The 26518-nt window shown below is 52.0% G+C and carries 22 protein-coding genes; 16 read left to right on the top strand and 6 right to left on the bottom strand.

Going from position 1 to position 26518, the window contains the following annotated elements; genetic code table 11:
• Nucleotides 1–13: 13 nt before the first annotated feature.
• The 5 genes from WNY38_RS13545 to WNY38_RS13525 form a co-directional block, all read right to left on the bottom strand.
• The gene (locus WNY38_RS13545; RefSeq protein ID WP_342857883.1) at nt 14–379 is read right to left on the bottom strand and encodes a response regulator; all 366 of its coding nucleotides are present in this window, start codon (nt 377–379) and stop codon (nt 14–16) included.
• Nucleotides 376–657 carry an STAS domain-containing protein gene (locus tag WNY38_RS13540; protein WP_342857882.1) on the bottom strand — a complete coding sequence of 94 codons (282 nt, stop codon included), beginning with the start codon at nt 655–657 and terminating at the stop codon, nt 376–378. The genes WNY38_RS13545 and WNY38_RS13540 overlap by 4 nt, the downstream gene beginning before the upstream one ends.
• Before the next feature lie 186 nt (nt 658–843).
• A complete protein-coding gene (locus tag WNY38_RS13535; protein ID WP_342857881.1) occupies nt 844–1827 on the bottom strand; it encodes a glucokinase in 984 nt (327 codons plus the stop codon).
• A gap of 3 nt (nt 1828–1830) precedes the next feature.
• Nucleotides 1831–3165 (bottom strand): GH1 family beta-glucosidase, encoded by a 1335-nt coding sequence (locus WNY38_RS13530; protein ID WP_342857880.1) that lies wholly within the window; start codon nt 3163–3165, stop codon nt 1831–1833.
• Between the two features lie 264 nt (nt 3166–3429).
• Entirely contained in the window at nt 3430–4461 is a 1032-nt protein-coding gene (locus WNY38_RS13525; protein WP_342857879.1) for a substrate-binding domain-containing protein, read from the bottom strand.
• A 273-nt stretch (nt 4462–4734) separates the two neighbouring features.
• On the opposite strand from WNY38_RS13525, the gene WNY38_RS13520 reads away from it, so the two are divergent.
• The 14 genes from WNY38_RS13520 (at nt 4735) to WNY38_RS13455 (ending at nt 23139) form a co-directional block, all read left to right on the top strand.
• A complete protein-coding gene (locus WNY38_RS13520; RefSeq protein WP_342857878.1) occupies nt 4735–6018 on the top strand; it encodes an ABC transporter substrate-binding protein in 1284 nt (427 codons plus the stop codon).
• Between the two features lie 302 nt (nt 6019–6320).
• Nucleotides 6321–7322, top strand: a complete 1002-nt coding sequence (locus tag WNY38_RS13515) for a sugar ABC transporter permease (protein WP_342857877.1) — start codon at nt 6321–6323, stop codon at nt 7320–7322.
• 12 nt (nt 7323–7334) lie between these two features.
• A complete protein-coding gene (locus tag WNY38_RS13510) occupies nt 7335–8489 on the top strand; it encodes a carbohydrate ABC transporter permease (RefSeq protein WP_342857876.1) in 1155 nt (384 codons plus the stop codon).
• A gap of 15 nt (nt 8490–8504) precedes the next feature.
• Nucleotides 8505–10160, top strand: a complete 1656-nt coding sequence (locus WNY38_RS13505; RefSeq protein WP_342857875.1) for an alpha-glucosidase — start codon at nt 8505–8507, stop codon at nt 10158–10160.
• A 14-nt stretch (nt 10161–10174) separates the two neighbouring features.
• Entirely contained in the window at nt 10175–11260 is a 1086-nt protein-coding gene (gene ugpC, locus WNY38_RS13500; protein ID WP_342857874.1) for a sn-glycerol-3-phosphate ABC transporter ATP-binding protein UgpC, read from the top strand.
• Between the two features lie 168 nt (nt 11261–11428).
• Nucleotides 11429–12433 carry a tellurium resistance protein gene (locus tag WNY38_RS13495; protein ID WP_342857873.1) on the top strand — a complete coding sequence of 335 codons (1005 nt, stop codon included), beginning with the start codon at nt 11429–11431 and terminating at the stop codon, nt 12431–12433.
• A 221-nt stretch (nt 12434–12654) separates the two neighbouring features.
• The gene (gene guaB / locus WNY38_RS13490; protein WP_342857872.1) at nt 12655–14106 is read left to right on the top strand and encodes an IMP dehydrogenase; all 1452 of its coding nucleotides are present in this window, start codon (nt 12655–12657) and stop codon (nt 14104–14106) included.
• A gap of 66 nt (nt 14107–14172) precedes the next feature.
• On the top strand, nt 14173–15375 hold the full coding sequence (locus WNY38_RS13485; RefSeq protein WP_342857871.1) for an RsmB/NOP family class I SAM-dependent RNA methyltransferase: 1203 nt from the start codon (nt 14173–14175) through the stop codon (nt 15373–15375).
• A gap of 162 nt (nt 15376–15537) precedes the next feature.
• The gene (locus WNY38_RS13480; RefSeq protein ID WP_342857870.1) at nt 15538–17841 is read left to right on the top strand and encodes an ATP-binding protein; all 2304 of its coding nucleotides are present in this window, start codon (nt 15538–15540) and stop codon (nt 17839–17841) included.
• 285 nt (nt 17842–18126) lie between these two features.
• Nucleotides 18127–19224 carry a recombinase RecA gene (recA, locus tag WNY38_RS13475; protein ID WP_342857869.1) on the top strand — a complete coding sequence of 366 codons (1098 nt, stop codon included), beginning with the start codon at nt 18127–18129 and terminating at the stop codon, nt 19222–19224.
• Nucleotides 19225–19401: 177 nt separating this feature from the next.
• Nucleotides 19402–22047: an alanine--tRNA ligase gene (gene alaS, locus WNY38_RS13470; protein WP_342857868.1), complete on the top strand. Its 2646-nt coding sequence runs from the start codon at nt 19402–19404 to the stop codon at nt 22045–22047.
• A 3-nt stretch (nt 22048–22050) separates the two neighbouring features.
• Nucleotides 22051–22338 carry a DUF1330 domain-containing protein gene (locus tag WNY38_RS13465; RefSeq protein ID WP_342857867.1) on the top strand — a complete coding sequence of 96 codons (288 nt, stop codon included), beginning with the start codon at nt 22051–22053 and terminating at the stop codon, nt 22336–22338.
• A gap of 103 nt (nt 22339–22441) precedes the next feature.
• Nucleotides 22442–22834 carry a VOC family protein gene (locus WNY38_RS13460; protein WP_342857866.1) on the top strand — a complete coding sequence of 131 codons (393 nt, stop codon included), beginning with the start codon at nt 22442–22444 and terminating at the stop codon, nt 22832–22834.
• Nucleotides 22831–23139: a Dabb family protein gene (locus WNY38_RS13455; protein ID WP_342857865.1), complete on the top strand. Its 309-nt coding sequence runs from the start codon at nt 22831–22833 to the stop codon at nt 23137–23139. Before WNY38_RS13460 ends, WNY38_RS13455 begins: the two co-directional genes overlap by 4 nt.
• 73 nt (nt 23140–23212) lie before the next feature.
• On the opposite strand, the gene typA is transcribed toward WNY38_RS13455, so the two are convergent.
• Entirely contained in the window at nt 23213–25030 is a 1818-nt protein-coding gene (gene typA, locus WNY38_RS13450; protein WP_342857864.1) for a translational GTPase TypA, read from the bottom strand.
• A gap of 165 nt (nt 25031–25195) precedes the next feature.
• Between typA and WNY38_RS13445 the strand changes: the two genes are divergently transcribed.
• Complete coding sequence (locus WNY38_RS13445) at nt 25196–26245, top strand: YjgN family protein (RefSeq protein ID WP_342857863.1); 1050 nt, start codon at nt 25196–25198, stop codon at nt 26243–26245.
• Nucleotides 26229–26518 (top strand): hypothetical protein (locus tag WNY38_RS13440; protein WP_342857862.1); only part of this gene is annotated, 290 nt, incomplete at its 3' end. The genes WNY38_RS13445 and WNY38_RS13440, both read left to right, overlap by 17 nt.

Raw genomic sequence — 26518 nt, 5'->3', positions numbered from 1 at the left:
AGTGGGGGACCTCTTAACCAGCTACCATTTGAAGAGCTTTTACGAGCTTTGCGGGATCAAAAGGTTTGACAATCCAGCCCGTTGCTCCCGCGGCGCGCGCTTTTGATTTGAGCTCGTCGGCACTTTCGGTCGTGAGCACCAAAATTGGAATGCGGCTCCATTTCTCTTCAGATCTGACCGCATCCATGAAGCCAAAACCATCCATACGCGGCATGTTGATGTCGGTTATGATGACGTCAGGTTCAATACCTTCGAGTACTTCGAGGCCGTGCACGCCGTCTTCTGCCAAATGGGTCGTGAACCCCGCTGAGGAAAGGGCAAGGTTGAGCATATCGCGCATTGTGCGGCTGTCATCTACTGCTAGGACTTCAAGGCTCATGTCCATGTCTCCGGTTGTGTTAGGGTTTCAGGGGTAAATCCAAAGAGGCCGAGCAGATCGACGCAGCTATCAGATGCATTCGTAATTTGGGTGGATTTGCCTGCCTCATGACGTGTTTTGATGGTTGAGAGCAGGACTTGAAGTGACAGGGCGCCTAAATGGCGGACTTGTCCGGCATCAATCACGATCTCATCGTCGTCGATGGCTTTGAGTTCGCTCAGAAGCGGTGGCACAGACTGGTAATCTAGTCGGTCGTGGAGCTGGACATGAACAGTCATTCAAGTCCTCCCATGAATAGGCGATTATGAGTCATCTAAAATTCCCTTACAGAACCAAACGTTGGGTTATGTTTAAGGGGCAGTCCGTTAAGACCAGGTTACACCATGCTAAAAAAACACTGCGACATGAAAAAACCCCCGGCGCAGATGCCCCGGGGTTCGAAATATATAATTTTCGTCAGTATGTTACGCGGTGAGAGTGTTTAGGTGCGACGCGCAGCCCGTGAGTGCAGCATAGTCGTCTTTGATCACAGAGACTGCAAAATTTTGCATGAAACCTGCGAACCGTCCTTTGTCTCTGAACGCATGGACGAATCCAAAACGGTCAAGGTAAGGGGTCATGGCGCGTGCCACACCACCGACCATGTAAATGCCGCCAAAGGGCAATTGAATCAAAGATAGATTGCCTGCAACTGTTCCCAGTATTTTGACAAAGACCTTTACGGTGTCTTCGGCGCGGGGGTCATCGCCGTTCTCTAAGGATTGCATAATGTCCGCCGCAGATTTTTCGCGTGGATCGCCTGCTTGCGTGCCTAAAAATAGATAGACCCGTTCCAAGCCGCGGCCAGATAACACGTCCTCTACGGCTGGAAACCCGTGGGCATTTTCAACAAATTGGCACAGGGCCAGTTCTTCCGCATTGCGGATCGGCAGGTTTGCATGTCCACATTCAGAAGGCGCGACAAAACGGCCTGCGTATGTTTCAAAAACGGGTGCTGCGTTGAACCCGGTTCCGACGCCGATCACCAAACGCACTGCATTTGGAGAAGGAGCTTCTGGGGTCTGTGCTTCAGCAACACAGGTTATATTCTCTTCCGCAATATATCCCAGTGCATGACCTTGCGCCTGCAAGTCATTTAAAATAGACACCTTTTCTGCTTTTGTGGCGCGTAGAAGTGTGTCTTTGTCGATGGTCCAGTCCAAATTGGTCATGGTGCCCACACCGTCCCTTACGGGACCAGCCACTGCAACGCATGCTCCTTTGCAATCCACATCACCTTCTTCTGAGATGTATTGGCGCAAAACCGTTTCCAACCCTGGGTAGCCGGTATTGCTATACCTCCGAATGGTTTCTGGTAACAAAGTTGCTCCGTTGGCTAAAGCGACGCGTGTGTTTGTGCCGCCGATATCTGCGACAAGAGATAGGGTGTTAGGAGCATGTTTGGTCATAGATTAGTCTCGTTTAAGGGCATGTTTGAGCATATAGTAGGACGCTTTCGGGGTGCGTTCTAGTGTGTCAAAATCGACGTGAACGATGCCAAAGCGTTTATCATACCCTTCGGCCCATTCATAATTGTCGAGAAGCGACCAGTACATGAACCCCTGAAGGTTCACGCCTTCATCGATGGCTCGTTTCATCGCTGCCAAATGACCTTGAATAAAGTCAATGCGTTCTGGGTCATCTGCAGCGCCGTCTTTTAGGTGATCTTCCCATGCCATACCATTTTCCGTGACCAATATCGGGAGATCACCGACATAGTCGTTTTTCATTCGCTTTAGGAAGTGATGCAGACCCTCTGGATAGACTTCCCATCCCATTTGGGTCGTCGCAAGATGACCTTCAGCGGGTTTGGTGTAAGGCCAAGCGCTGGCATTTGGGTCATGGGCGTGGATTTTGCGGGTATAGTAATTGACACCCAGCCAGTCGAGCGGTTGGTGAATGTGTGTCTTAAGATCGTCTTGCCAGCCCTTGGGCAAATGCGCCTCTAAACCCTCAAGTGCCTCAGCAGGGTAGGTGCCTTTTGTCATCGCCTCGATGAACCAACGATTGTACACAGCATCTTCAGTGGCAGCGGCTCTAACATCGTTTGGCGAGGCCGTTGCAGGTTGCGCGTATTCAAAATTCAGAGCGATTCCAAGGTTCTTGCGACCTTTTGCGCGCAGGCGCGTCATGGCTTCGCCGTGGGCCTTTAGGACATAGTGCATCGAACGGGCGGCTGCACGTACATCGCGTAGACCTGGCGCGTGAATGCCGTGGAAATGCGATAGGAAAGATGCACACCATGGTTCATTTATAGTAGCAATTGCTTCCATGCGGTCGCCGATACGATCATCGATAATATCGACAAAATCGCCAAACCAATTGTGCACGTCGGGATTGGTCCAACCGCCCAAATCGGACAGAGCAGCGGGCATTTCCCAATGATAGAGCGTCTGAAACGGCTTTATGCCACGTTCCAAAAGCGCATCTGTCAGGCGGTCATAATAGTCCAAGCCTTGTTGATTAACCTGTCCGCGACCTTCGGGAAGGACGCGTGACCAAGAGGTGGAAAACCTGTAGGCGTCGAAGTTTCCGGTCTTCAAAAGGTCAAAATCTTGCTCAAAGCGATGGTAATGATCGCAGGCTATTGCACCGGTTTCTGCACGTGTCACATTGCCTGGTGTTGCCGAAAATGTATCCCAATGAGACGGACCTGCGCCGCCAAACTGACTGCCTTCAATTTGGTAGGCCGCGGTTGCGGCGCCAAAGAGAAAGTTATTTGGAAAGTCTTTACGGGTCAGTGTCATACTTGGGCTCCAAAGAGGAAAGCAAATTGCGATATGTTAGCGCCAACATGCTGAGCTGTATCGCGATAGCATGGGCTAAGGGGATTTGCGAGAGGTTTAAGGCGTGATGTTGTCGTATAAGGTGTTGATGGGGTCGAAGTGGCTTCCATAGCGCTTTGGATTTCACAAAAGACGCATTTTATCAAGGATGTTTCCCGGGAAATGACTTGATTTGTGCGCGGTCGCGTTGATGTAGCAAGACGATTTTGTTCGGCAAACTCAGTTTTAAGAACGCGGGGCAGGGCCAGTCGTGTTGCCGATAATGAGCTCGGCTTCCATCAAAACATGGCGTTTGGGCACATCAGGAGACGCAATTTGTTCCATCAATAGCTCAGCGCAGGTCAGACCTGCTTGTCTCACAGACGAGCGCGTCGCGGTATATTGCGATGCAGCAGCGCCATTGCGAAAATAAGACAGGTCATCGTCATGAATGATCAAAGACAGGTCTTTACCAAGCGTCAAACCTAGCTCACTGCAGGCGCGTCGCACACCAATACCGACGATGATAGACGAGGCTAAGATTGCGGTTGGCGGCACGTCGCGTGCACAAAACGTCATGGTGGATTCATATCCGTAGTCTTCGGTCATTTCTTCGGACCGGCACAGGGTTGCATCTGAGTTAATTCCAGCTGCGTCTAGAGCGGATTGATAGCCTGCGCGACGGCGGATCGCGAAATCCATGCTTTCAAGCCCGTTGAGCAATCCAATGCGTTTATGTCCCAGATCGATCAAACATTTCGTCGCTCGTTCAAAGGCACGTTTGTTGTTCATATCCACCCATGCATAGTCTTGATCGACTTCTGCGTTTGATCGTCCGTGCACGACAAAAGGCATGCCGATGCTTTGTAGCAACTGGATGCGGGGGTCATTTTCGACAGGGCCGTGTACGATAACACCATCAACAGACCCCTTCGATGCGATCTTACGATATGCGGATTCTTCGTTGGTGTCTGGCACTACAGATAGGTGCATGTCGTAGTTTTCGCGGGCATAAATTTCTGATGCGCCAGCAATGAAATCTGTAAAGACCGGATTCACTACCTCGTGTTTTGTCGACAATGGAATAACGTGACCAACAGCGTGGGTGCGCCCTGTGGCCAAACCGCGAGCGCGAGTGTTTGGAATATAGTTATGTTCTCTTGCAGCTTTCCCAACGCGATCTCGAGTGGCCTCGGACACCTCTGGATAGCCGTTCAATGCGCGACTTACTGTGGTTTGTGACAGATTCAAGAGTGCCGAAAGCTCTTTGAGATTCATAGACGCGTTCCTCCAAAACGCTGTGAAGCGTCTATGAAGACTAGTCAGGTTTCCTTGCGGAGGCAAACATTGAAAACATATTTGTCACGTCTATTTTTCAACCAGAGGTAATTGTTTCTTGGGTTTCTGATGATTTCCGTTAGGTTGGTGATTGACTTGCTTTAGGCTTTCGAAGATGTTTGCTCCACCAAAGCGCTTTGAATGCTTGTCGACTGTGTAAACAAGTCGGCAGAATTATCCCCTAAATGGGGCACTGAAACTGGGAGGTTTTACATGAAAAAGACACTTATGACGGGCGCCGCATTGGCAGCCCTCGTTGCTGGTTCCGTATCCGCGCAGGATTTGTCTGGCGAAACAATTACCGTATCAGGCTCATGGTTGAGCCCTGAAGCTGAAGTTGTCGAATCCATCTTTGATATTTTTGAGGAGCGCACTGGCGCGACCGTTAAATATGTGGGCTCTGACAGCTTTGAGCAGCAAATCATCATTGATGCCGAAGCCGGCTCTGCACCCAATATCGCGATTTTCCCACAACCTGGTTTGGCCGCCGACCTTGCGTCACGCGGATTTTTAACGCCGCTTAAAGCGGGCACAGCTGATTGGATCCGCGACAATTATGCAGCAGGCCAATCATGGGTCGATCTTGGCACATATGCGGACAAAGACGGCAAAGACGAGCTTTACGGCATGTTCTTCCGTGTTGGCGTGAAATCTTTGGTTTGGTACTCACCTGAGAACTTCGAAGATGCAGGTTACGAAATTCCAACAACTATGGAAGACATAAAAGCGCTCTCCGATCAAATCATTGCTGATGGCAGCACACCTTGGTGTATCGGTCTGGGATCAGGGGCGGCAACAGGTTGGCCTGCGACAGACTGGGTCGAAGACTTGCTGCTGCGCACGCAGACACCTGATGTCTACGACGGTTGGGTGAGCAACGAGATTCCGTTCAACGATCCACGTATCGTGGCTGCGATCGAAGAGTTCGGCGCATTTGCGCGTAACGACGATTATGTTGCTGGTGGTGCTGGTGCTGTGGCGTCTACAGATTTCCGTGACAGCCCCAAAGGCCTCTTCACGTCACCTCCACAGTGCTACATGCACCGTCAAGCGTCCTTCATCCCATCCTTCTTCCCTGAAGGTACTGTTGTTGGCGAAGACGCTGATTTCTTCTACTTCCCATCCTATGCTGGAAAAGAACTCGGCAACCCAGTTTTGGGCAGCGGCACAGTGTTCACAATCACCAACCCATCTGCAGGTGCAGAAGCGTTGATCGAATTTCTGCGTGATCCAGCTGCACACGAAGTATGGATGGCGGCAGGTGGTTTCTTGACACCACACAAAGGTGTTGATTCCTCTAAGTTCGCGACAGACTCTCAGCATGCGATGAACGACATTCTTTTGAATGCGACCACATTCCGTTTCGATGGATCTGATTTGATGCCAGGTGGTGTTGGTGCAGGGTCATTCTGGACAGGTATGGTTGACTACGCTGGCGGCAAAGATGCAATGGAAGTTGCAACTGAGATCCAGTCTTCATGGGACGCACTTAAGTAAGTTGGCTCTAAGAATTGATGGGCAATCCGGTTTACGCTGGGTTGCCCTTTTGTGCCTGCATCGATGCACAAACTAGGACTTCTGGACATTACCTCGGCCAGTTCGTGGGTCATTGATGTTCGCTGATGACCTGAAACGCTTCTGTTTTAGGTACGCGCCGTGCAACAAGGATAGAATCTCACTGCGCTCCTGTGTCGCTTTGTTCTGAGAACGTCACTGTATCGCTGAGACAAACACTAAATACCGAAGCTCGGATTCGGTATTGCTAGAAAAACGCGCATGCGCGATTTGGAGGGGACAAGATGCATCCGGCCATTCAGGGTCTTTTGACAATCATCATTGGGGTGAGTGGCTGTGTGGGCTACTTTTACTTCTCTAACATCCTCTTGGATAAGGTGTTTTGTCCCGCGCGCGGGATCCACGCTGGCCGCAATATCAACCGTGCCAATATAATTCGGCCTTGGTTGTTTTTGTTTCCTGCTTTGGCAGGATTGTTGCTGTATCTCGCATACCCCGTCTTTGAAACCCTGCGCCTGTCTTTGACGGATCGTAGGTTGGACGGCGCCTTTGTTGGATTTGATAACTACCGCCAGATGTTCTCAGAGCAAAAATTCTGGGAAGCCTTGCGCAACAATTTAATGTGGTTGCTGGTTGTGCCCGCGATGTCGACGATCTTTGGTCTTTTGGCCGCACAGCTGACCGACCGTATCAAGTGGGGCGCCTTTGCAAAATCTATAATCTTTATGCCGATGGCGATCTCTTTTGTGGGCGCTTCGGTGATTTGGAAATTGGTCTATGATGCGCGCCCTGAGGGCGCCGATCAGATCGGTATTTTGAACGCAGTTTACATTTTCATGGGTGGGGACGCGCCACAAACTTGGTTGACGCTGCCATTTTGGAACAACTTCTTTTTGATGGCTGTTTTGATCTGGATTCAAACAGGATTTGCGATGGTTATTTTGTCAGCCGCGTTGCGCGGTGTGCCAGAAGAAACCATTGAGGCGGCGATCGTCGATGGGGCCAATCCATTCCAAATTTTCTTTAAAATCAAGATGCCGCAAATTGTGACCACGATTGTTGTGGTTTGGACCACGATCACCATCACCGTGTTGAAGGTCTTCGATATCGTGTTTGCCATGACCAATGGTCAGTGGGAGACGCAGGTCTTGGCGAACTACATGTACGACAAAATGTTCCGCGCCAATGATTGGGGGGTCGGCTCTGCTGCGGCGATGATCATTATGATGCTCGTCTTGCCGATCTTGATCTGGAATGTGCGCAATGCGCGCAGAGAAATGAAGTAAGGGAGACCACACATGGATAATATCGCAGGTCAAAAAGCTTCCCTTACATGGGCCGTTCATATTTCAGTTGCTGTCTTGGTATTGCTTTGGTTGCTGCCCACGTTGGGGTTGTTCGTCTCAAGTTTTCGCTCAGCCGATCAAATTGCCTCAACAGGTTGGTGGAAGTCACTGTTTTCACAAGAACAAAATGTTGTCATACGCACCGAGAAACCCGATCAGCAAAAGCTGCTAGATGGTCTTTACGTTATCGAAGGCAACCTGTTTGCCCTAGACGGTGCCGTGGAAGGTGAAGTGTCTGTTTGGGGGACATCCTCTCGGGAAATATCGGCCTTTGCGGCTGGGGATACCGCGGATTTAGATGAAAAGGGGCGCTTGACGGTTGAGGTCAATGGCGATTACCGATTTGAAAACGATGCAGAATTCACCGGGTCCCGCGGCCAACGCGTATTCTTGACAGCCAAAACGCCGCCCAGTTTCTCGCTTGCAAACTATAAGCATGTTTTGGGCAAGGATTCTGGTACATCATCGATGGCCAAGGCGTTTTTCAACACACTCACCGTGTCGATCCCATCGACAATCATCCCGATCTTAATCTCGGCGTTCGCGGCCTATGCTTTGGCGTGGATGGATTTTCCAGGTCGCGCCCTTTTGATTGCTTTTGTGGTGGCCACACTGGTTGTGCCTTTGCAGCTGGCGCTTATTCCGTTACTCAAACTGCATCTGCAAGTTGGTATCGGTAAAGGGTATTTGGGGGTCTGGCTGGCGCACACCGGTTTCGGTTTGTCACTGGCGATCTATCTGTTGCGCAATTACATGGTGGGATTGCCCAGAGATATTATCGAGAACGCCCGCGTCGATGGCGCGACAGAGTTTCAGATTTTCGTGAAAATCATTCTGCCCCTGTCGTTCCCTGCGCTTGCGTCTTTTGCGATCTTCCAATTTTTGTGGACATGGAATGATCTGCTTGTCGCACTCGTGTTCTTGATCGACAGTTCAGGGGACACCACCGTTATGACCCGCCAGATCGTTGAGCTTTTGGGCTCCAAAGGCGGCAATTGGGAAATTTTGGCAACAGCGGCCTTCGTATCGATCTCGGTGCCATTGTGTGTCTTCTTCGCTATGCAAAAATACTTGGTGCGCGGTCTGTTGGCCGGCTCCGTTAAATAAGAAAAGTCTCGTCATATGACCGTTCAAACACTTCAAGCTGCGCAGCCTTTTTCCCGCGACCCAGATTGGTGGCGGGGGGCTGTGATCTATCAAATTTATCCGCGCTCTTATCAAGACAGCACGGGTGACGGCATCGGTGACCTTGCTGGTATCGTCAAACGCTTGCCCTATATTGCCTCATTGGGTGTGGACGCGATTTGGATTTCGCCGTTTTTCACTTCACCGATGAAAGATTTTGGTTACGACGTTTCTGACTATTGCGATGTTGATCCGATGTTTGGTCAGCTGAGCGATTTCGATGCGGTGATCGAGACGGCCCATGCCTATGGCGTGAAAGTCATGATCGACTTGGTTATGTCGCACACGTCTGATCAACATCCGTGGTTCGTTGAGAGCGCAAAATCCACCGATAATGACAAAGCCAATTGGTATGTCTGGGCTGATGCGAAACCAGACGGCACGCCCCCCAACAATTGGCTGTCGATTTTTGGCGGCTCTGCGTGGCAGTGGTCACCCGCAAGGATGCAATACTTTTTGCACAACTTCTTGACCTCGCAGCCTGATCTGAACTTCCACGAACCTGCCGTTCAAGAGGCGCTTTTGGACGCCTCTAAGTTCTGGCTTGAACGCGGTGTTGATGGCTTTCGTTTGGACACCATCAACTTTTACATGCATGACGCTGAGCTGCGCGACAATCCGGCTTTACCTACGGATCAGCGCAATTCAAGCATTGCACCCGCTGTGAATCCCTACAATTGGCAAGAGCATCTCTATTCCAAGAACCACCCAGACAATTTGAAATTCTTGCGCAAATTGCGTGCCTTGATGCAGCCTTACAATGCGGCTGCGGTTGGCGAAGTTGGGGATGCGCAGCGCGGGCTTGAGATTTTGGGCGAATACACCGCTGGCGACGATCTTATGCATATGTGCTACGCTTTTGAGTTGCTTTCTGGCGATAAACCAACGGCAGAGTACATCAAAGACGTGATGGATCAGGTCGATGATGTGGCCAGTGATGGCTGGGCCTGTTGGGCCTTTTCCAATCACGACGTTGTGCGTCATCCGTCGCGTTGGAACCTGAGCGATGATGCGCAACGCATGTTCACAACATTGATGATGTGTCTCAAAGGCTCGGCTTGTATTTACCAAGGTGAAGAGCTTGGTCTGGCCGAGGCGGATGTCGCCTTTGAAGACTTGCAAGACCCCTACGGCATCGAGTTTTGGCCTGAATTCAAAGGCCGCGATGGCTGTCGCACGCCGATGGTTTGGGAAAGCTCAAATCAAAACGGTGGTTTCTCGACTGCTGATAAAACATGGTTGCCGGTCAGCGCAGATCACCTGAGCCAAAGTGTTGCTCAATCAGAGGCGGACGCGGGATCAATTATCCATCACTATCGCTGCGCCATTGCGTTGCGCCAAGCCCATGAGGCGCTCAAAACTGGCACATGTAGCCCGATGAGCGTTGATCAAGGCTGTTTGGTGTTCACACGCGCAGGTTGTGGCGAAGAACTGTACTGTGCTTTCAACCTAACGGATGATAACGCCACGCTTGAGGTGCCTGTCGGCGATTGGCAGGCGATCGACAGTGCAGTGACCGAAGCCGCTCCACAGGGCGGAAAATTGAATTTGGGGCCATGGCAGCCCTGCATTTTGCAACGCAAATTGACTTAGGGCAGGGGACCACAATGGCAGAGCTTAAACTCACAAACGTCGCAAAAACCTATGGTGGCAAGATCGAGGTTCTCAAAGATATCAACCTTGATATCAAAACCGGCGAGCTGGTGGTCTTTGTTGGACCGTCTGGATGTGGCAAATCCACTTTACTGCGGATGATCGCAGGACTTGAGAAAATCTCAAGCGGCACCTTCGAGATCGATGGTGTGGTGGTAAATGACGTGCCGCCCGCGCAGCGCGGTATCGCGATGGTGTTCCAATCCTACGCGCTTTACCCGCATATGACGGTGCGCGATAATATGGCGTTTGCGCTGAAACTGGCCAAGAAAACCAAAACTGAGATCAATGAGGCCGTTGGCAATGCTGCAAAAATTTTGCAGCTTGATGACTACCTTGATCGTCTGCCAAAGGCATTGTCGGGCGGTCAACGTCAACGGGTTGCCATTGGCCGCGCGATTGTGCGCGATCCGAAGGTGTATTTGTTCGATGAACCGCTGTCCAACTTGGACGCCGCTTTGCGTGTTGCCACGCGGATCGAGATTGCGCAGCTCAAAGAATCCATGCCGAATTCCACAATGGTCTATGTGACCCATGACCAAGTTGAGGCTATGACTTTGGCGGACCGCATCGTGGTTTTGGCCAACAAAGGCATCGCGCAAGTGGGCTCTCCGCTGGATCTGTACGAGCGTCCAGACAATGAATTCGTGGCGCAGTTTATCGGCTCACCTGCTATGAACTTGATCCCTGGCGAAATCGTCGAAACCGGTGCGCAGACAACTGTAAAATTGGCCGGTGGCGGCATAGCTGTATCTACCATTGCAACGCAAGACAGCGATATGGGCCGCGCAGTGAATGTGGGCGTGCGTCCAGAGGATTTCACCAAGGTCGATGGCACGGGCATCGTCAACGGCACGGTGAACTTTACCGAAGCTTTGGGCGAGGTCACCTTGGTCTATTTCAAAAGCGAACGCGGCGAAGACTCTGTGATCGCCAAATTGATCGGCATTCATCAAGGCCTGCGCGGCACTCAGATCAGCCTCACCGCCGATCCGTCCAAAGTGCATTTGTTTGCAGAGGGCGTGACGATGCGCAAATAACCCAAAAGGTTTGATGAAATATTTGACATAGGGCTGCCTTCGGGTGGCCCTTTTGTTTGATACGGGCATTTGCGCTGTGACACCGCGGCGCAGCCCGCCACCGACACGCCCTCTAGCGTTGCGAAGGTGCTGATGATATTCGTGACTTATAATATGTAGGATAAGCTCATGACCACGACACCTCCATCCCAACGCCTTAGCCCCAAACCGTTCAACGCGGCCCCCAAAGGTCTGTGGCGTGCAACGCCCTTGGCGATTTTTCCGCCTATATTGGGGTTGTTCGGGATCGGCCTTGCATGGCGCGCGGCAGCCTTGCACCTCGGAGCACCGTCTTGGATCGGTGAGCTTTGGCTCGGCGCTGTGTGTTTGCTCTATGTCTTTGCAGGAATTGCTTACAAAGCCAAAGTGCTGCGCCGCCCAAGTGCCTTGCTTGATGATGCGAAAATCTTACCAGGCCGTGCAGGGCTGTCTGCAATGACCGCATCGATGTTTTTATTGGCGGCGACCTTGGTGCCTTACTGGACCTTGGGGGCCAATATCATGCTGTTCGCAGGGGTGTTTGCCCATGCTGCCGGTGCGATCATCATCATCCGGTCACTTATTTTGGGACCAGCCGAGCAGCGTCGAGTCACACCTGTTTGGCACCTCAGCTTTGTCGGTTTCATAATCGCGCCTGTGGCTGCTGTTCCTTTGGGCTGGATTGGTCTGTCCGCGATGATCTACGCCACGACTTTGCCGATTGCTGTCGCCATTTGGCTGATTTCTGCCGTGCAGTTCATGCGAGCAGGCGTGCCTGCGCCTTTGCGGCCCTTGCTGGCGATCCACATGGCACCGGTGTCGTTGTTTGGCATCGTGTCCGTGCTTTTGGGCTATTACGCTGCGGGATTTGCCTTTGGTTGGATCGGCCTCACGGGGCTTTTGGTCTGCGTTATTGGCGCGCGCTATTTGACCAAGAGCGGCTTTTCACCAATGTGGGGCGCGTTTACGTTTCCTATGGCAGCCTTTGCCAACATGATGTTCATGGTCGCCCTGATCATGCCCATGCCGTTTCGCTATATCGGCGGGATTGAACTGGCGCTGGCAACATTGGCTGTTGGCTACATCGCTTATCGGATCATTCAGATGTGGATGAAGGGCACTTTATCGAAGCTGACGAATGCCTCAACGGTTTAAACGGTTATGTTGCCTTTGCCCAAACGGCCTAAGTCGCCGTCGATCTAAAGCTATAGGTTCACCTCGTACCAGATATGGAATTGCCATTATCGTTCTTAGTTTCCCAAACGGATAAACTAAATCTTGCGGTTTCCTTGCCTGAAACCGCAATTTCCACTTTGCAATCCCCCAATTCCATGACAGATAAACGTGCCAAACCGTATCACCCGTGGAGAGACCCGATGGAGATTCGTGAGGCCCTCACTTTCGATGATGTTTTGCTTGTACCAGCTGCGTCCAGCGTTATGCCGACAACCGCAGACACATCGACTTATGTGACCAAATCGATTAAACTGAACATACCGCTTTTGTCGTCCGCTATGGACACAGTCACTGAGGCGCGTATGGCCATCGCCATCGCGCAGATGGGTGGTATGGGGGTTATTCACAAAAACCTCAACGTGCTGGAGCAGGCCACAGAAGTGCGCCGCGTCAAACGGTTCGAGAGCGGGATTGTTTACAACCCGATCACTTTGACGGCGGATCAAACCATCGCAGATGCCCAAGCTTTGTGCGATCGGTACAATTTCACTGGCTTCCCTGTCGTAGACGGCTCTGGCCGCGTTGTCGGCATCGTTACCAATCGCGATATGCGCTTCGCGACGTCGCCTGACATGCCTGTGTCGCAAGTGATGACCACCAAAGATCTTGCGATCTTGCACGAACCAGCGGATCGTGGTGAAGCGATTTCCTTGATGAAAGCGCGCCGGATCGAAAAACTGTTGGTGACGGATAAAGACGGCAAGCTGACAGGTCTTTTAACGCTTAAAGACACGGAAACCACAGTTCTGAACCCATCTGCGTGTAAAGATGACCTTGGTCGTTTGCGTGTGGCGGCGGCGACATCAGTTGGCGACAGTGGATTCGAGCGCTCAGAGGCGTTGGTCGATGCTGGCGTTGATATGATCGTGATTGATACGGCGCATGGCCATTCGGCTGGCGTGATCGATGCGGTTGCACGGGCCAAGAAAGCCTTTGGCGATAGCGTACAAATCGTTGCTGGTAACGTGGCCACGGCGGCGGCCACCAAAGCGCTTATCGAAGCGGGGGCTGACGCCGTGAAAGTCGGCATCGGACCTGGATCTATCTGTACCACACGTATGGTCGCAGGCGTCGGCGTGCCACAGCTCACAGCTATCATGGATTGTGCCAAAGCTGCAGGTGATATTCCAATCATCGCAGACGGTGGCATTAAATTCTCGGGCGATTTTGCCAAAGCCATCGCGGCGGGCGCATCTGTCGCTATGGTCGGATCAATGATCGCAGGCACAGACGAAAGTCCTGGTGAAGTGATCTTGTACCAAGGGCGTTCTTTTAAAGCCTACCGTGGCATGGGGTCTTTGGGTGCTATGGCGCGCGGCTCTGCGGATCGGTATTTTCAAAAAGATGCCGCTTCTGACAAATTGGTGCCTGAAGGCATCGAAGGCCAAGTCGCTTACAAAGGTGGCGCAGGCGCTGTGATCCACCAATTGGTTGGCGGTCTGCGCGCGGCCATGGGCTACACAGGCTGTGCCACAGTGGCTGAGATGCGCAAGGATTGCTCATTCGTGAAAATTACGGGGGCAGGGCTGAAAGAAAGCCATGTTCATGATGTGCAAATCACCCGGGAAAGTCCGAATTACCGCGTCGGTTAAACGTAAAAATTCGGGGGCTTCGGCCCCCGTTTCTCATTTCAGATACTCCTAAAACGGATGCCGCCCATGACCCCTGTTGCCCGCATTTCTGCTGCGATTGAAATTCTTGATGCTGTGATGGACGGCGAAAGCGCCGAGCGCGTTTTGACCTCTTGGGCGCGCGGGCATCGCTATGCGGGCTCCAAAGACCGAGCGGCCATTCGTGATCACGTGTTTGATGCGTTGCGTTGTTTGCGCTCTTATGCGTGGCTTGGTGGCGCGGGTGGTCGCACTGGTGATACAGAAGAAGGGCCGCGCCCAACGGGGCGTCAGTTGATGATCGGGATGCTGCGCGATACAGGTGTTGATCTTGATACGATGTTCCTAGAGGCGCGTTTTGCGCCCGCGCCGCTCAGCGAAGATGAGATGGACTTGCCTGATCTGGCAGAGGCGCCGCGCGCTGTGCGTTTAGATTGCCCAGACTGGATTTTACCTTTGTATGATGCGGTCTTGGGGGATGACACAGGTGCGGTTCTAAGCACCTCTCGCAGCCGCGCACCGGTGTTTTTACGCGTGAATACAGGCAAAGCCACATTGGCCGAGGCGCAACAGGTGCTTTTGGCGGACAGCATTGAAACTGAGCCTCATGCTTTGTCACCCACAGCATTGAAAGTCACAGTCGGTGCGCGCGGTGTTGCGCGTTCTCAGGCCTATTTGACGGGGCTGGTCGAGCTGCAAGATGCAGGGTCTCAAGCCATCATCGACGCTTTGCCGCTCAAAGACGGTATGAGCGTCTTGGACTACTGCGCAGGCGGTGGCGGCAAGGCATTGGCCATGGCCGTGCAAGCCGATATGACTGTGACGGCCCACGATATTGATCCTGCGCGTATGCAAGATATCGCTCCGCGTGCCTCACGTGCAGGGATTGAAATCGCCACGGCGCGTCTGGCGGATTTGGCAGAGCTTTATGATCTTGTACTATGTGATGCGCCCTGTTCTGGATCGGGATCATGGGCGCGTGCGCCGCAAGCCAAATGGACGTTACAAGACACGCGCCTAGAAGCGTTAACAAATGTGCAAGCTCAAATCCTTGATGAGGTCGCGCCGCGCGTCGCTGTTGGTGGCGCTCTGGCCTATGCAACCTGTTCTTTGTTCGATGCTGAAAACAGAATGCAGATTTCTAAGTTTTTAGATCGGCACCCTTCGTTTGAACTGACATCGGACCGTCTGATCACACCGCTTGAGGGTGGTGATGGGTTCTATGTCGCTGTTTTAACTAAAACGGCCTAACCACTCTACTTTGGCGATTTATTTTTTTCACGCAATACAACTTTACCGATTAATCCCTTACGTCTATCGTGCTGGTCTCTACTCTTAAAATGCGGTTAACCATTATGACTGCATAGTAAAACCAAACACGTATGATGCGCGATGCGCGCCAAGGGAGGCTTGATGACAAGCGGAGCATTGACGGCTGGTAAATTTACAAAACTGGCGCTGCGACTTTCTCCAAATGCACTCAAAATTGCTGTCGGTGGTGGGGCCTGTTGTGCGGCAGCACTTCTGGTTCCTCAGACGCAGATCGGGCTCATGGGATTTTCGGCTGGCGCGGTTTTGCTGTGGTCATCTGCGATCATTACCATTGCAGCGCACCGACATTCTTCTGCGCGCAAACGCTTTCATCGCTCTATCTCCGAATTTGTGTCTCACGATGCAGCGCCCTCATTCACCACCGACATCGATGGCGTCATCGGTTATGAAAACGCAGCAGCTGTTGAGCGGTTCGGCGGGCACGGGGGGCAAACCTTGTTGGCCGCGCTTGAAAACCTTTTCGCAGCTCCCAGCGCCACGCTCGCGCGGCTACAATCTCGGGCCTTGGCCAAAGGGGCCGCCCGCGAGGACGTCGTCATGCGACAAGGTCATATGCGACTGTCGGTGCATTTGCTGGGTGAAGATGGCTTCTTATGGCGCCTCGAAGACATTGCTGATCGAAGCCATGACTCTTCTCTTGATGCCATTTCTCTGCCGATGCTTACGCTGTCGAAATCTGGATCGGTTTTGTTTGTGAACGATGCGCTTCGACGTCTTATTGGGCACCGCGATACACAGCTTGATCGCATCATAAATGATTTGCCGCTGCGCGCTGGTGATATCCACATGTTGGCTGGAACCGAAGGGCGCATCTATGCGCGCGCGCCCGTTTTTGAGACCGCAAACGGGCATAGGGAAGTCTATTTTCTACCCGAAAAAGCACCTAATGTGAATGATTGGGATGCCTTTGACGCTTTGCCCGTTGCCTTGTTGCGGGTTGGCCTAGATGGCTCAATCACGCAATCCAATCGACCCGCGCGTGAAATTTTGTCTGTTGTTAGTACAGATGAAATGAACCTTGGTGATGTTGTCGAAGGGCTTGGGCGATCCGTTGTCGATTGGGTGTCCGAAGTGGCTCTGGGTCGCGCACGCAAACCTGAATTTGTCCGAGCGTCGCGATCCAAAAATGACACGTTTCTGCAGGTGTCTTTGAATAGGATCGAAGGCAAGGATTCAGTCGAACTTATTGCTGTTTTATCCGATGCGACCGAGTTGAAATCTCTTGAGGCGCAGTTCGTGCAAAGTCAAAAAATGCAGGCCATCGGCCAGCTCGCGGGCGGTGTTGCTCATGATTTTAATAACCTTTTGACAGCTATATCGGGTCATTGTGATTTATTGTTGTTACGCCATGATCGCGCCGATCCTGACTACGGAGATCTTGTTCAAATCCATCAAAATGCCAATCGCGCGGCGTCATTGGTGGGACAATTATTGGCTTTTTCACGCAAACAGACGCTCAAACCCGAAGTGATAGATTTGCGTGATACCTTGGCGGATTTGACACATCTTTTGAACCGACTTGTCGGAGAGAAAGTGTTGCTCACCTTGGCACATGACGTGGGGCTGTTGCCCATCCGAGTGGACAAGCGCCAACTCGAACAGGTCATCATGAACCTCGTGGTCAACGCGCGCGACGCCATGGCCGCAGGCGGAGAGATCAAAATTGAAACGCGCAATGAAATTTTGACTTCGCCCTTGGTCCGCGACCGTGCGTCTGTGCCCGAGGGGGAATATGTTTTGGTCAAAGTGACCGACCAAGGTGTCGGCATCCCGCCTGAACGGTTGCAAAAAATCTTTGAGCCCTTTTTCACCACCAAACGTACAGGCGAGGGCACCGGTCTAGGCCTATCCACGGCTTATGGGATCATCAAACAAACTGGTGGATTTATCTTTGTCGATTCGGTTGTTGGGTCCGGGACGTCATTCTCCATCTATCTGCCAGCGCATACTGCGCTTGCTGAAGCCATCGTCGAGACGAAAGTGCCTGCCATTGAAGTGGTTGAAAACCAAGCTGCGCGCGGATCAGGTGTTATTCTGCTGGTCGAAGACGAAGCGCCCGTGCGGGCCTTCGCGTCCCGTGCGTTGCGGATGCGGGGGTACACTGTGATCGAGGCGGATTGCGCAGAAGACGCGCTTGAGACTTTAGAGGATCAAGAGCTCGAGGTCGATTTGTTTGTTAGTGATGTGATCATGCCGGGAATGGATGGACCAACCTGGGTATCTGAGGCGCTCAAAAACCGACCGAATGTGAAGGTTGTGTTTGTGTCTGGCTATGCGGAAGATCATTTTTCGGAACAACAAGCTCGGATTCCCAACTCAGTGTTCTTGCCGAAGCCCTTTTCTTTGTCTGAGTTAACGACCACTGTGCAGAAACAATTGCAATGATGGGATAAAAATTTGGCATCAAAATATATGGATTAATGTTATTTATCAATGTATTAATTTTGTAAATTAATGTAACTTTTCAAGTTGGGTTTTAATGTCATACATTTAAACTTAATATTAATCATTACGCTCGATCGTTAGTCTTATAAATAAATTGATTGAAATGTTCTCCTTTTGGTCTCATAAGGGTTAATAAGAACAAGAGGCGAACAAGAGCAAATCCTTTGAGTGTTGTGCAGGCAGTCGTTGCCGCCAGTTCAGGGGTGTGTGATAAGGAATTGAACAATGGCTACGGCGGCAGACAAGACCATGAAGAAAAACGGCGACAAGCAAAGCGGTGACAAGCAAAAGGCGCTCGACAGTGCGCTGGCTCAGATTGAGCGTCAGTTTGGCAAAGGCTCGATCATGAAAATGGGTGCGGACAATCCGGCCCAAGAAATTGAAGCGACCTCCACAGGCTCCATCGGGCTTGATATTGCCTTGGGCATCGGCGGTCTGCCAAAGGGGCGGATCGTTGAAATCTACGGTCCTGAAAGTTCAGGTAAAACAACGCTGACACTGCATTGTATTGCAGAAGAACAGAAAAAAGGCGGCGTTTGCGCTTTTGTCGATGCTGAGCATGCGCTTGATCCAATTTACGCCCGCAAGCTGGGGGTTGATCTTGACGAGTTGCTGATTTCGCAGCCAGACACAGGTGAGCAAGGGCTTGAAATCGTTGATACTTTGGTGCGATCTGGCGCTGTATCTATGGTTGTCGTCGACTCCGTTGCTGCCTTGACGCCAAAATCCGAGCTTGAAGGCGACATGGGCGACAGCTCAGTTGGCGTCCAAGCGCGTTTGATGTCTCAAGCGATGCGCAAGCTGACCGGTTCTATCAACCGTTCTGGCTGTACCGTGATTTTTATCAACCAAATTCGCATGAAAATTGGTGTGATGTTTGGCTCGCCTGAGACGACATCTGGCGGTAACGCTTTGAAATTCTACTCGTCAGTGCGTCTTGATATACGCCGCATTGGGTCCATCAAAGATCGTGACGAAATTGTTGGCAACGAGACCCGCGTCAAAGTGGTGAAAAACAAAGTGGCGCCACCGTTCAAAGTGGTTGAATTTGATATCATGTATGGCGAAGGCATTTCCAAGCGCGGCGAGCTTTTGGATCTTGGTGCCAAGGCTGGTGTGGTTGATAAATCGGGCTCTTGGTATTCTTACGGTGATGAACGTATCGGACAAGGTCGCGAAAACGCTAAGAAATATCTGCGTGACAACCCGCAAATGGCGCTTGAAATCGAAGATAAAATTCGCGCGGCGCATGGTCTGGACTTCGATATGGATGTCGCAGCCGGGACTGCTGGTGGTAAATCCGACGTGCTTGACGACGAATAGGTCTCGCGGCATTTAAGACATCTGCTTGTAAAGCATTAAGGGGCCGTGGCGGCAATGCTGCGGCCCTTGTGCATTGGGCTTTTGCGGCGTTTACGACAGCTTGGCATGGACAGCCCTCACGGGCTTGGGTAAACCCTTTGGGAACAACCGCAATCCAGCCTGCGAGAAGAGCCCAATATGCCAACCGTCAACGATATTCGCTCCACCTTCCTCAACTATTTCGAGAAGAATGATCACACAGTCGTGGACAGCTCTCCGCTGGTTCCGCGCAATGATCCGACCTTGATGTTTACAAATTCCGGAATGGTGCAGTTTAAAAACTGTTTCACCGGTGTGGAAAAGCGCGATTACGTGCGTGCCACATCAGCGCAAAAATGTGTGCGCGCAGGCGGCAAACACAATGACCTCGACAATGTGGGATACACCGCGCGTCACCACACATTTTTCGAGATGCTCGGCAACTTTTCTTTTGGCGATTACTTTAAAGAACAAGCTATTGCACATGCTTGGACGCTGATCACCGATGTTTACCAAATCCCGAAAGACAAGCTCTCTGTCACCGTGTATCACACCGATGACGAAGCTTACGGGATTTGGAAGAAACTGGGCGTGCCCGAAGATCGCATTATCCGCATCGCGACCTCTGACAACTTTTGGCAGATGGGCGACACGGGGCCCTGTGGTCCTTGCACCGAGATTTTCTATGATCACGGCGCGCACATTTGGGGTGGTCCTCCCGGATCGCCCGAAGAAGATGGTGATCGTTTTATCGAGATCTGGAATCTCGTGTTCATGCAAAATGAAAAGTTTGCTGACGGCTCTATGGTCGATCTTGACATGCAGTCCATCGACACGGGCATGGGCTTGGAGCGTATTTCAGCGCTTTTGCAAGGCAGCCACGACAATTACGACACCGACATGATGAAGGCTTTGATTGAAGCCTCTGCACACGCAACAAATTCAGATCCCTTTGGCGATCAAAACGTGCATCACCGCGTGATCGCAGATCACCTGCGATCGACGTCTTTCTTGATTGCCGATGGTGTGATGCCATCCAATGAAGGCCGCGGCTATGTGTTGCGTCGCATTATGCGCCGCGCCATGCGTCATGCGCATTTGTTGGGTGCCAAAGATCCCGTGATGCACCAATTGGTACCCGCTTTGGTCAAACAAATGGGCGAGGCCTACCCAGAGTTGCGCCACGGTCAATCCATGATCGAAGAAACGCTGAAACTGGAAGAAACCCGTTTCAAAACAACGCTTGATCGCGGTTTGCGCTTGTTGGACGACGAACTTGGTGGCTTGCCTGAGGGTACGAAGTTGCCTGGTGCCTCTGCATTTAAACTTTACGACACTTATGGTTTCCCGCTCGATTTGACCCAAGATGCGTTACGCGAAAAGGGGCTCGAGGTCGACACCGATGGATTTGATGCTGCCATGGCCGAGCAAAAAGCCAAAGCCCGCGCGGCATGGTCTGGATCTGGTGCCACGGCTGACGCCACCATTTGGTTCGAGATCGCCGAAGAACACGGCGTGACTGAGTTCTTAGGCTACGATACCGAAACCGCCGAAGGCCAAGTTCTGGCGCTTATCGCGGAGTCTGCGACAACACTTTCCGCCAATACGGGTGACGAAGTTTGCATCGTTGTGAATCAAACGCCGTTTTACGGCGAAAGCGGTGGGCAAGTGGGCGACAGCGGCGTGATCCGTACCCCTACGGGCTCTGCTGAAGTCACAGACACCAAAAAGGTCGCTGGCGTCTTTATTCATATGGCCAAGGTGACTGACGGCACGATCGAGGCAGGCGAGAACGCGGTTTTGACCGTTGATCATGCCCGTCGCGCGTCTATTCGTGCCAATCACTCTGCCACGCACTTGCTGCATGAAGCTTTGCGGGTTGCCTTGGGCGATCACGTGGCGCAGCGCGGGTCCTTGAATGCCCCAGATCGTTTGCGCTTCGATTTCTCGCACAACAAAGGTCTGACACCCGAAGAGCTGGCTAAAGTCGAACAAGACGTCAACGCCTTCATCCGTCAAAACACACCTGTCGAGACCCGCATCATGACGCCAGACGACGCACGCGCCATCGGTGCACAAGCACAGTTTGGCGAGAAATACGGTGACGAAGTGCGCGTTGTGTCCATGGGCATGGCCGACACCGGCAAGGGCCACGATGGCAAGACATATTCGCTTGAGCTTTGTGGCGGCACCCATGTGACGCGCACGGGCGATATCGGTGCTTGTGTGGTGCTTGGGGATCAAGCGTCCTCTGCTGGTGTGCGCCGTATCGAAGCGCTTACAGGGCAGGCGGCCTTGGATCACTTGGCGTTTGAGGCAGACCGCGGCGTGCAGATTGCGGCGTTGCTGAAAACACCCATCGCGGGCGTTGTGGATCGCGTGAAAGCCTTGTCTGAGGAGCGCAAGCGCCTTGAACAAGAGGTCGCGAACCTGAAAAAAGAACTGGCTATGTCTGGTGATGGTGCGGCGGAAGTCGTTGAAATCAATGGCGTTAAGTTCATCGCGCAGGTTCTATCTGGCGTGAGCGGCAAGGATCTGCGCGGTTTGATTGATGCGCATAAAGACAACCTTGGTTCTGGCGCTGTTCTGTTGATTTCAGACGATGATGGCAAAGTGGCTGTGGCCACCGGCGTGACAGATGATCTGACAGGAGCTTTGTCTGCGGTCGATCTGTTGAAGGCGGCTGTCGTCGAACTTGGCGGCCAAGGCGGAGGTGGTCGTCCAAGCATGGCGCAGGGCGGCGGTAAAGATATTTCAGGCGCGGATGCAGCTATCGCAGCCGCCACAAAAGTTTTGGAGGGCTAAACGATGGGCGCACTTTGGATTGCAAATGTAACGGTCACGGATGAAGAGGCGTATGGGAAATACGCTGCACTCGCAGGTCCTGCAATTGCCAAACACGGCGGTGAATTCATCGCACGTGCAGCGCGTTTTGTGCAGCTTGAGGGCAGAGAGCGCGCCCGCAATGTTGTCGCAAAGTTCCCTGACGTGGACACGGCCGTGGCTTGCTATCATTCACCAGAGTATCAAGAAGCACTCAATTTCGCGCGCGGCGCGTCTGAGCGCGAGTTGATGGTGATCGAAACGTCTGAATAGATTTTAAAAGCGGGCAGGGACCATCTGCCCGCTTTTTACTTTGCCTGTGGCCTAATTCATGGAACTCTGTTGTGGATCATGCGGTCCAAAACGGGAGCGACATATGAATTTAGGCACTTTTTCCGTCAGTTTGAGCGTGAAAGATCTTGAGGTGTCCAAGGCGTTTTACGAAACGTTGGGGGTCACGCAGTTTGGCGGCGATCCCGACCATGGCTATGTCGTCATGAAAAACGGAGCGCATTTGATTGGTCTTTACCATGGCATGTTTGACGGCAATATGCTGACGTTTAACCCTGGTTGGGATCAGTCCGCACAACCCGTTGACGGTTTTGACGATATACGTGACATCGAGGCCAAGTTGGTCGCTGGTGGTATCGAAATCGCTACCCCCTGTGTTGATGGCGATGGTGCGGCACATTGTATTTTTTCCGATCCAGATGGCAACGTGGTTATGCTTGATCAACACGTTCCTCGTCTGCAAGGCAGCAAAACATGATCATTCATTCTGTTTATTGCGCGATACGCGCTGGAACCCAAAACAGTGAGATTGACTCGGTGTTTACCCAGTTAAGCGCGCTCGTGCCTATTTGCGATGGGCTTTTGTCGTTTCAGGCAGGTCCGAATATCGACTTGGAACAAAAATCGCAAAAGTTCACCCATGGCTTTGTCATGACTTTTGACAGTCAAACGGCGCTGGAAGCCTATGCCATACATCGTGCACATAAGGCGGCGGGCGGGGCGTTGGTGGCGATTTGTGACGGCGGCGGTGACGGGATCATGGTGTTCGACCTCGTGGTCTAGAACAAGATTTTATCGACTAAAACGCAAAACGCCCACTGTTTTCAGCGGGCGTTTTGTTATTATTTAGAATGGCTTATTTGCCAGATTTGCCCTGACGCTTACGATCCACTGGATCGAGGAAGCGTTTGCGCAGACGGATCGCGTTTGGCGTAACTTCAACCAGTTCGTCGTCATCGATGTAGGCAATCGCTTGCTCGAGGGACAATTTCACTGGCGTGGTCAGTTTTACCGCTTCATCTGTACCAGAAGCACGAACGTTGGTGAGCTGCTTGCCTTTAAGCGGGTTCACTTCGAGATCGTTTTCACGTGAGTGCTGACCAATGATCATGCCTTGGTACACGTCTTCTTGTGGGCTGATAAAGAAGAAACCACGGTCTTCCAATTTCCACATAGCGTAGGAAACGGCTTTACCAGCATCCATAGAGATCAAAACACCAGCGCGACGGCCTGGGATGTGACCTTTGTGTGGGGCCCATTCAAGAAACACACGGTTGAGAACACCGGTGCCGCGTGTATCTGTCAAGAACTCGCCGTGGTAGCCGATGAGGCCACGTGACGGCACGTTCGCGATAATACGTGTTTTGCCGTTTTGTTGACGCATCTCGGCCAAATCGCCTTTGCGTGCACCTGTGAGTTTTTCAATCACAGCACCGGAGTATTCGTCATCCACGTCAATGGTGACTTCCTCGATCGGCTCCATTTTGACGCCATCGATATTGCGGATCAAAACCTGTGGACGCGAGATGGAAAGCTCAAAGCCTTCGCGACGCATGTTTTCGATCAAAACACCCATTTGAAGCTCGCCACGACCGGCAACTTCGAAGGAGTCTCCGCCTTCAGAGTCAGTGACTTTGATCGCCACGTTCACTTCGGCTTCTTTCATCAAGCGGTCACGAATGATACGCGACTGAACTTTTTTACCATCGCGGCCAGCCAGAGGGCTGTCGTTGATGCCAAAGGTGACAGTGATGGTTGGCGGATCGATAGGCTGTGCTTCAAGCGGTGTTTCGATTTCCAAAGCACAAAGCGTGTCAGACACTGTCGCCTTGCTCATGCCAGCAACAGAAACGATATCGCCTGCAACAGCTTCATCAATGTCTTGCATGCCAAGGCCACGGAAGGCTTGGATTTTCTTGATTTGGAATTGCTCGATTTTTTGACCATTGCGTGTCAAGGCTTGAACAGTCGCGCCGGTTTTCAGCGTACCTGTTTCAACACGGCCCGTAAGAATACGACCAAGGAAGGGATCGGCACCCAAAGTTGTGGCGAGCATAGAGAAAGCTTCGTCACGCTGTTTCAACTGCTTAGGGGCAGGGACGTGGTTGATGACAAGATCAAACAGAGCGCCCAAATCTTTGCGTGGACCGTCGAGTTCATTGTCGCACCAGCCAGAACGGCCAGAAGCGTACAAGTGTGGGAAATCGAGTTGATCGTCGCTTGCGTCCAAAGATCCGAAGAGATCGAAACATTCGTCCAAGGCGCGGTCAGGTTCGGCGTCTGGTTTGTCGACTTTGTTCAATACAACGATTGGGCGCAGACCCAAAGCAAGAGCTTTAGATGTCACAAATTTGGTTTGTGGCATTGGACCTTCGGCGGCATCAACGAGCAACACAACACCATCCACCATGGACAAAATGCGTTCCACTTCGCCACCAAAGTCAGCGTGACCTGGTGTGTCGATGATGTTGATCCGATGACCTTTCCACTCGACAGAGGTCGCTTTGGCAAGGATGGTGATCCCGCGCTCGCGCTCAAGGTCGTTGCTGTCCATAGCGCGCTCAGTTGTCGCTTGGTTTGTGCGGTAAGTGCCGGACTGTTTGAGCAGTTCGTCAACGAGTGTGGTTTTGCCGTGGTCAACGTGGGCAATGATAGCGATGTTGCGAAGATCCATGCTTGGTCTTTCTCTTAATCCATGTGGTTGCGCGTCGCATAGCCTGAGTACCGTCAAAAGGCCAGCCTGAATTGACGCGAATGGAATGAAACTGCCCATTGTGTGATTGCTTTTCGCGTTGAGGTGGGAGAGATTGCCCGAAATTTCAACGGAAAGCAGTGATTGATGGATACGAGTGATAGGTTTCAAGTGCAGTTCAAAGGTGATGCGCAGACCTATTTCGGCATCTGGATCGTTAATTTAATGTTGTCGATTGTCACCTTTGGCATCTATTCCGCTTGGGCTAAAGTGCGAACCAAGAAGTACTTTGCGCAAAACACTTCCATTGATGGGCGCAGGTTTGACTATCATGCCACGGGCAAGCAGATCTTAATCGGGCGCGCCATCGTTGTCGTGGCGCTTATTCTTTATTCCGTGCTTTCGGCCATTCCTGTCGTCGGGCTCATCTTGGCCCTTGGGTTCATTGGGATTGGTCCTTACTTGATCAATCGATCTTTAAAATTTAACGCGCGGATGACATCTTTTTCTGGGCTTCGCTTTGGATTCGACGGCACATTCGGCCATGCTCTCAAGGTGTTTTTGCTTTACCCGTTTTTGTGTATCTTTACGCTTTATCTTGCGTGGCCGTTTGTGGCGCGTGCCCAACAACGGTATTACGTAAAAAACCATCGTTATGGCACGGCGCAGTTTGATTTTGAAAGCCGCGTTGGACCGTTTTACAAAGCACTGGTCTTTGCGGTTCTTTGGGGCGTTGGCATTACAATTGCGATCACGGTGGCTTTCTTTGGACCCGCCTTGGCTTCGGGGCAGTTGTTCGGCGCAGATTCAATTTGGATGACATCGAAATTGATGCAGATTGTACCTGTCCTCATTATTATCGTTGCCGTTCTGCCTGCCGGCTTTATCTATCGCGCCTATATCCGCAACGCTGTTTATGCTGCGGCAAGTGTTCAAGGCGGGCATGAGTTCACTTCTACAGTCAAACCCTTGGCCTTGGTCGGTATCGCGATCACCAATGCTTTGGCGGTCATGGTGTCCTTTGGGCTGATGTTGCCATGGACCCATGTGCGTATGTCGCGTTATCTTGCGCGCAACACCTATATTACTGTCAAAGGCACTTTGGACACCTTTGTCGGTGTACAAGAAAAGCAAGTCGGCGCCTTTGGCGATGCCTTCACGGATTTGGAAGGAATAGACGTTGACTTCGCCCTCTGACTATTATGGTCAAACATCATCGGGCGAGGTCGCAGGCCATGCCTATGCCGCGCAAAGCTCGACGCGCGTCGATGCGCGCTTGGTGCGTGATGCCAAGGGGCTGCGCCTTTTGGCGGGCAATGGTGACGTCCTCTATGCGGGGCCACCTACGACCCGAGAACGTGTCTCTGGCGGGCCTGTATTGATGCACTTTGGTGGCGATCTCAACTGGTCGACGCAACACACTGTGCGAACTTCTCTGCTGGCGTCTGATATTGCAAGGTCTTGCGAGGC

The organism is Pacificibacter sp. AS14, from assembly GCF_038899935.1.
Classification (GTDB): domain Bacteria; phylum Pseudomonadota; class Alphaproteobacteria; order Rhodobacterales; family Rhodobacteraceae; genus Celeribacter.
This window is presented reverse-complemented; position numbering and strand designations above follow the sequence as displayed.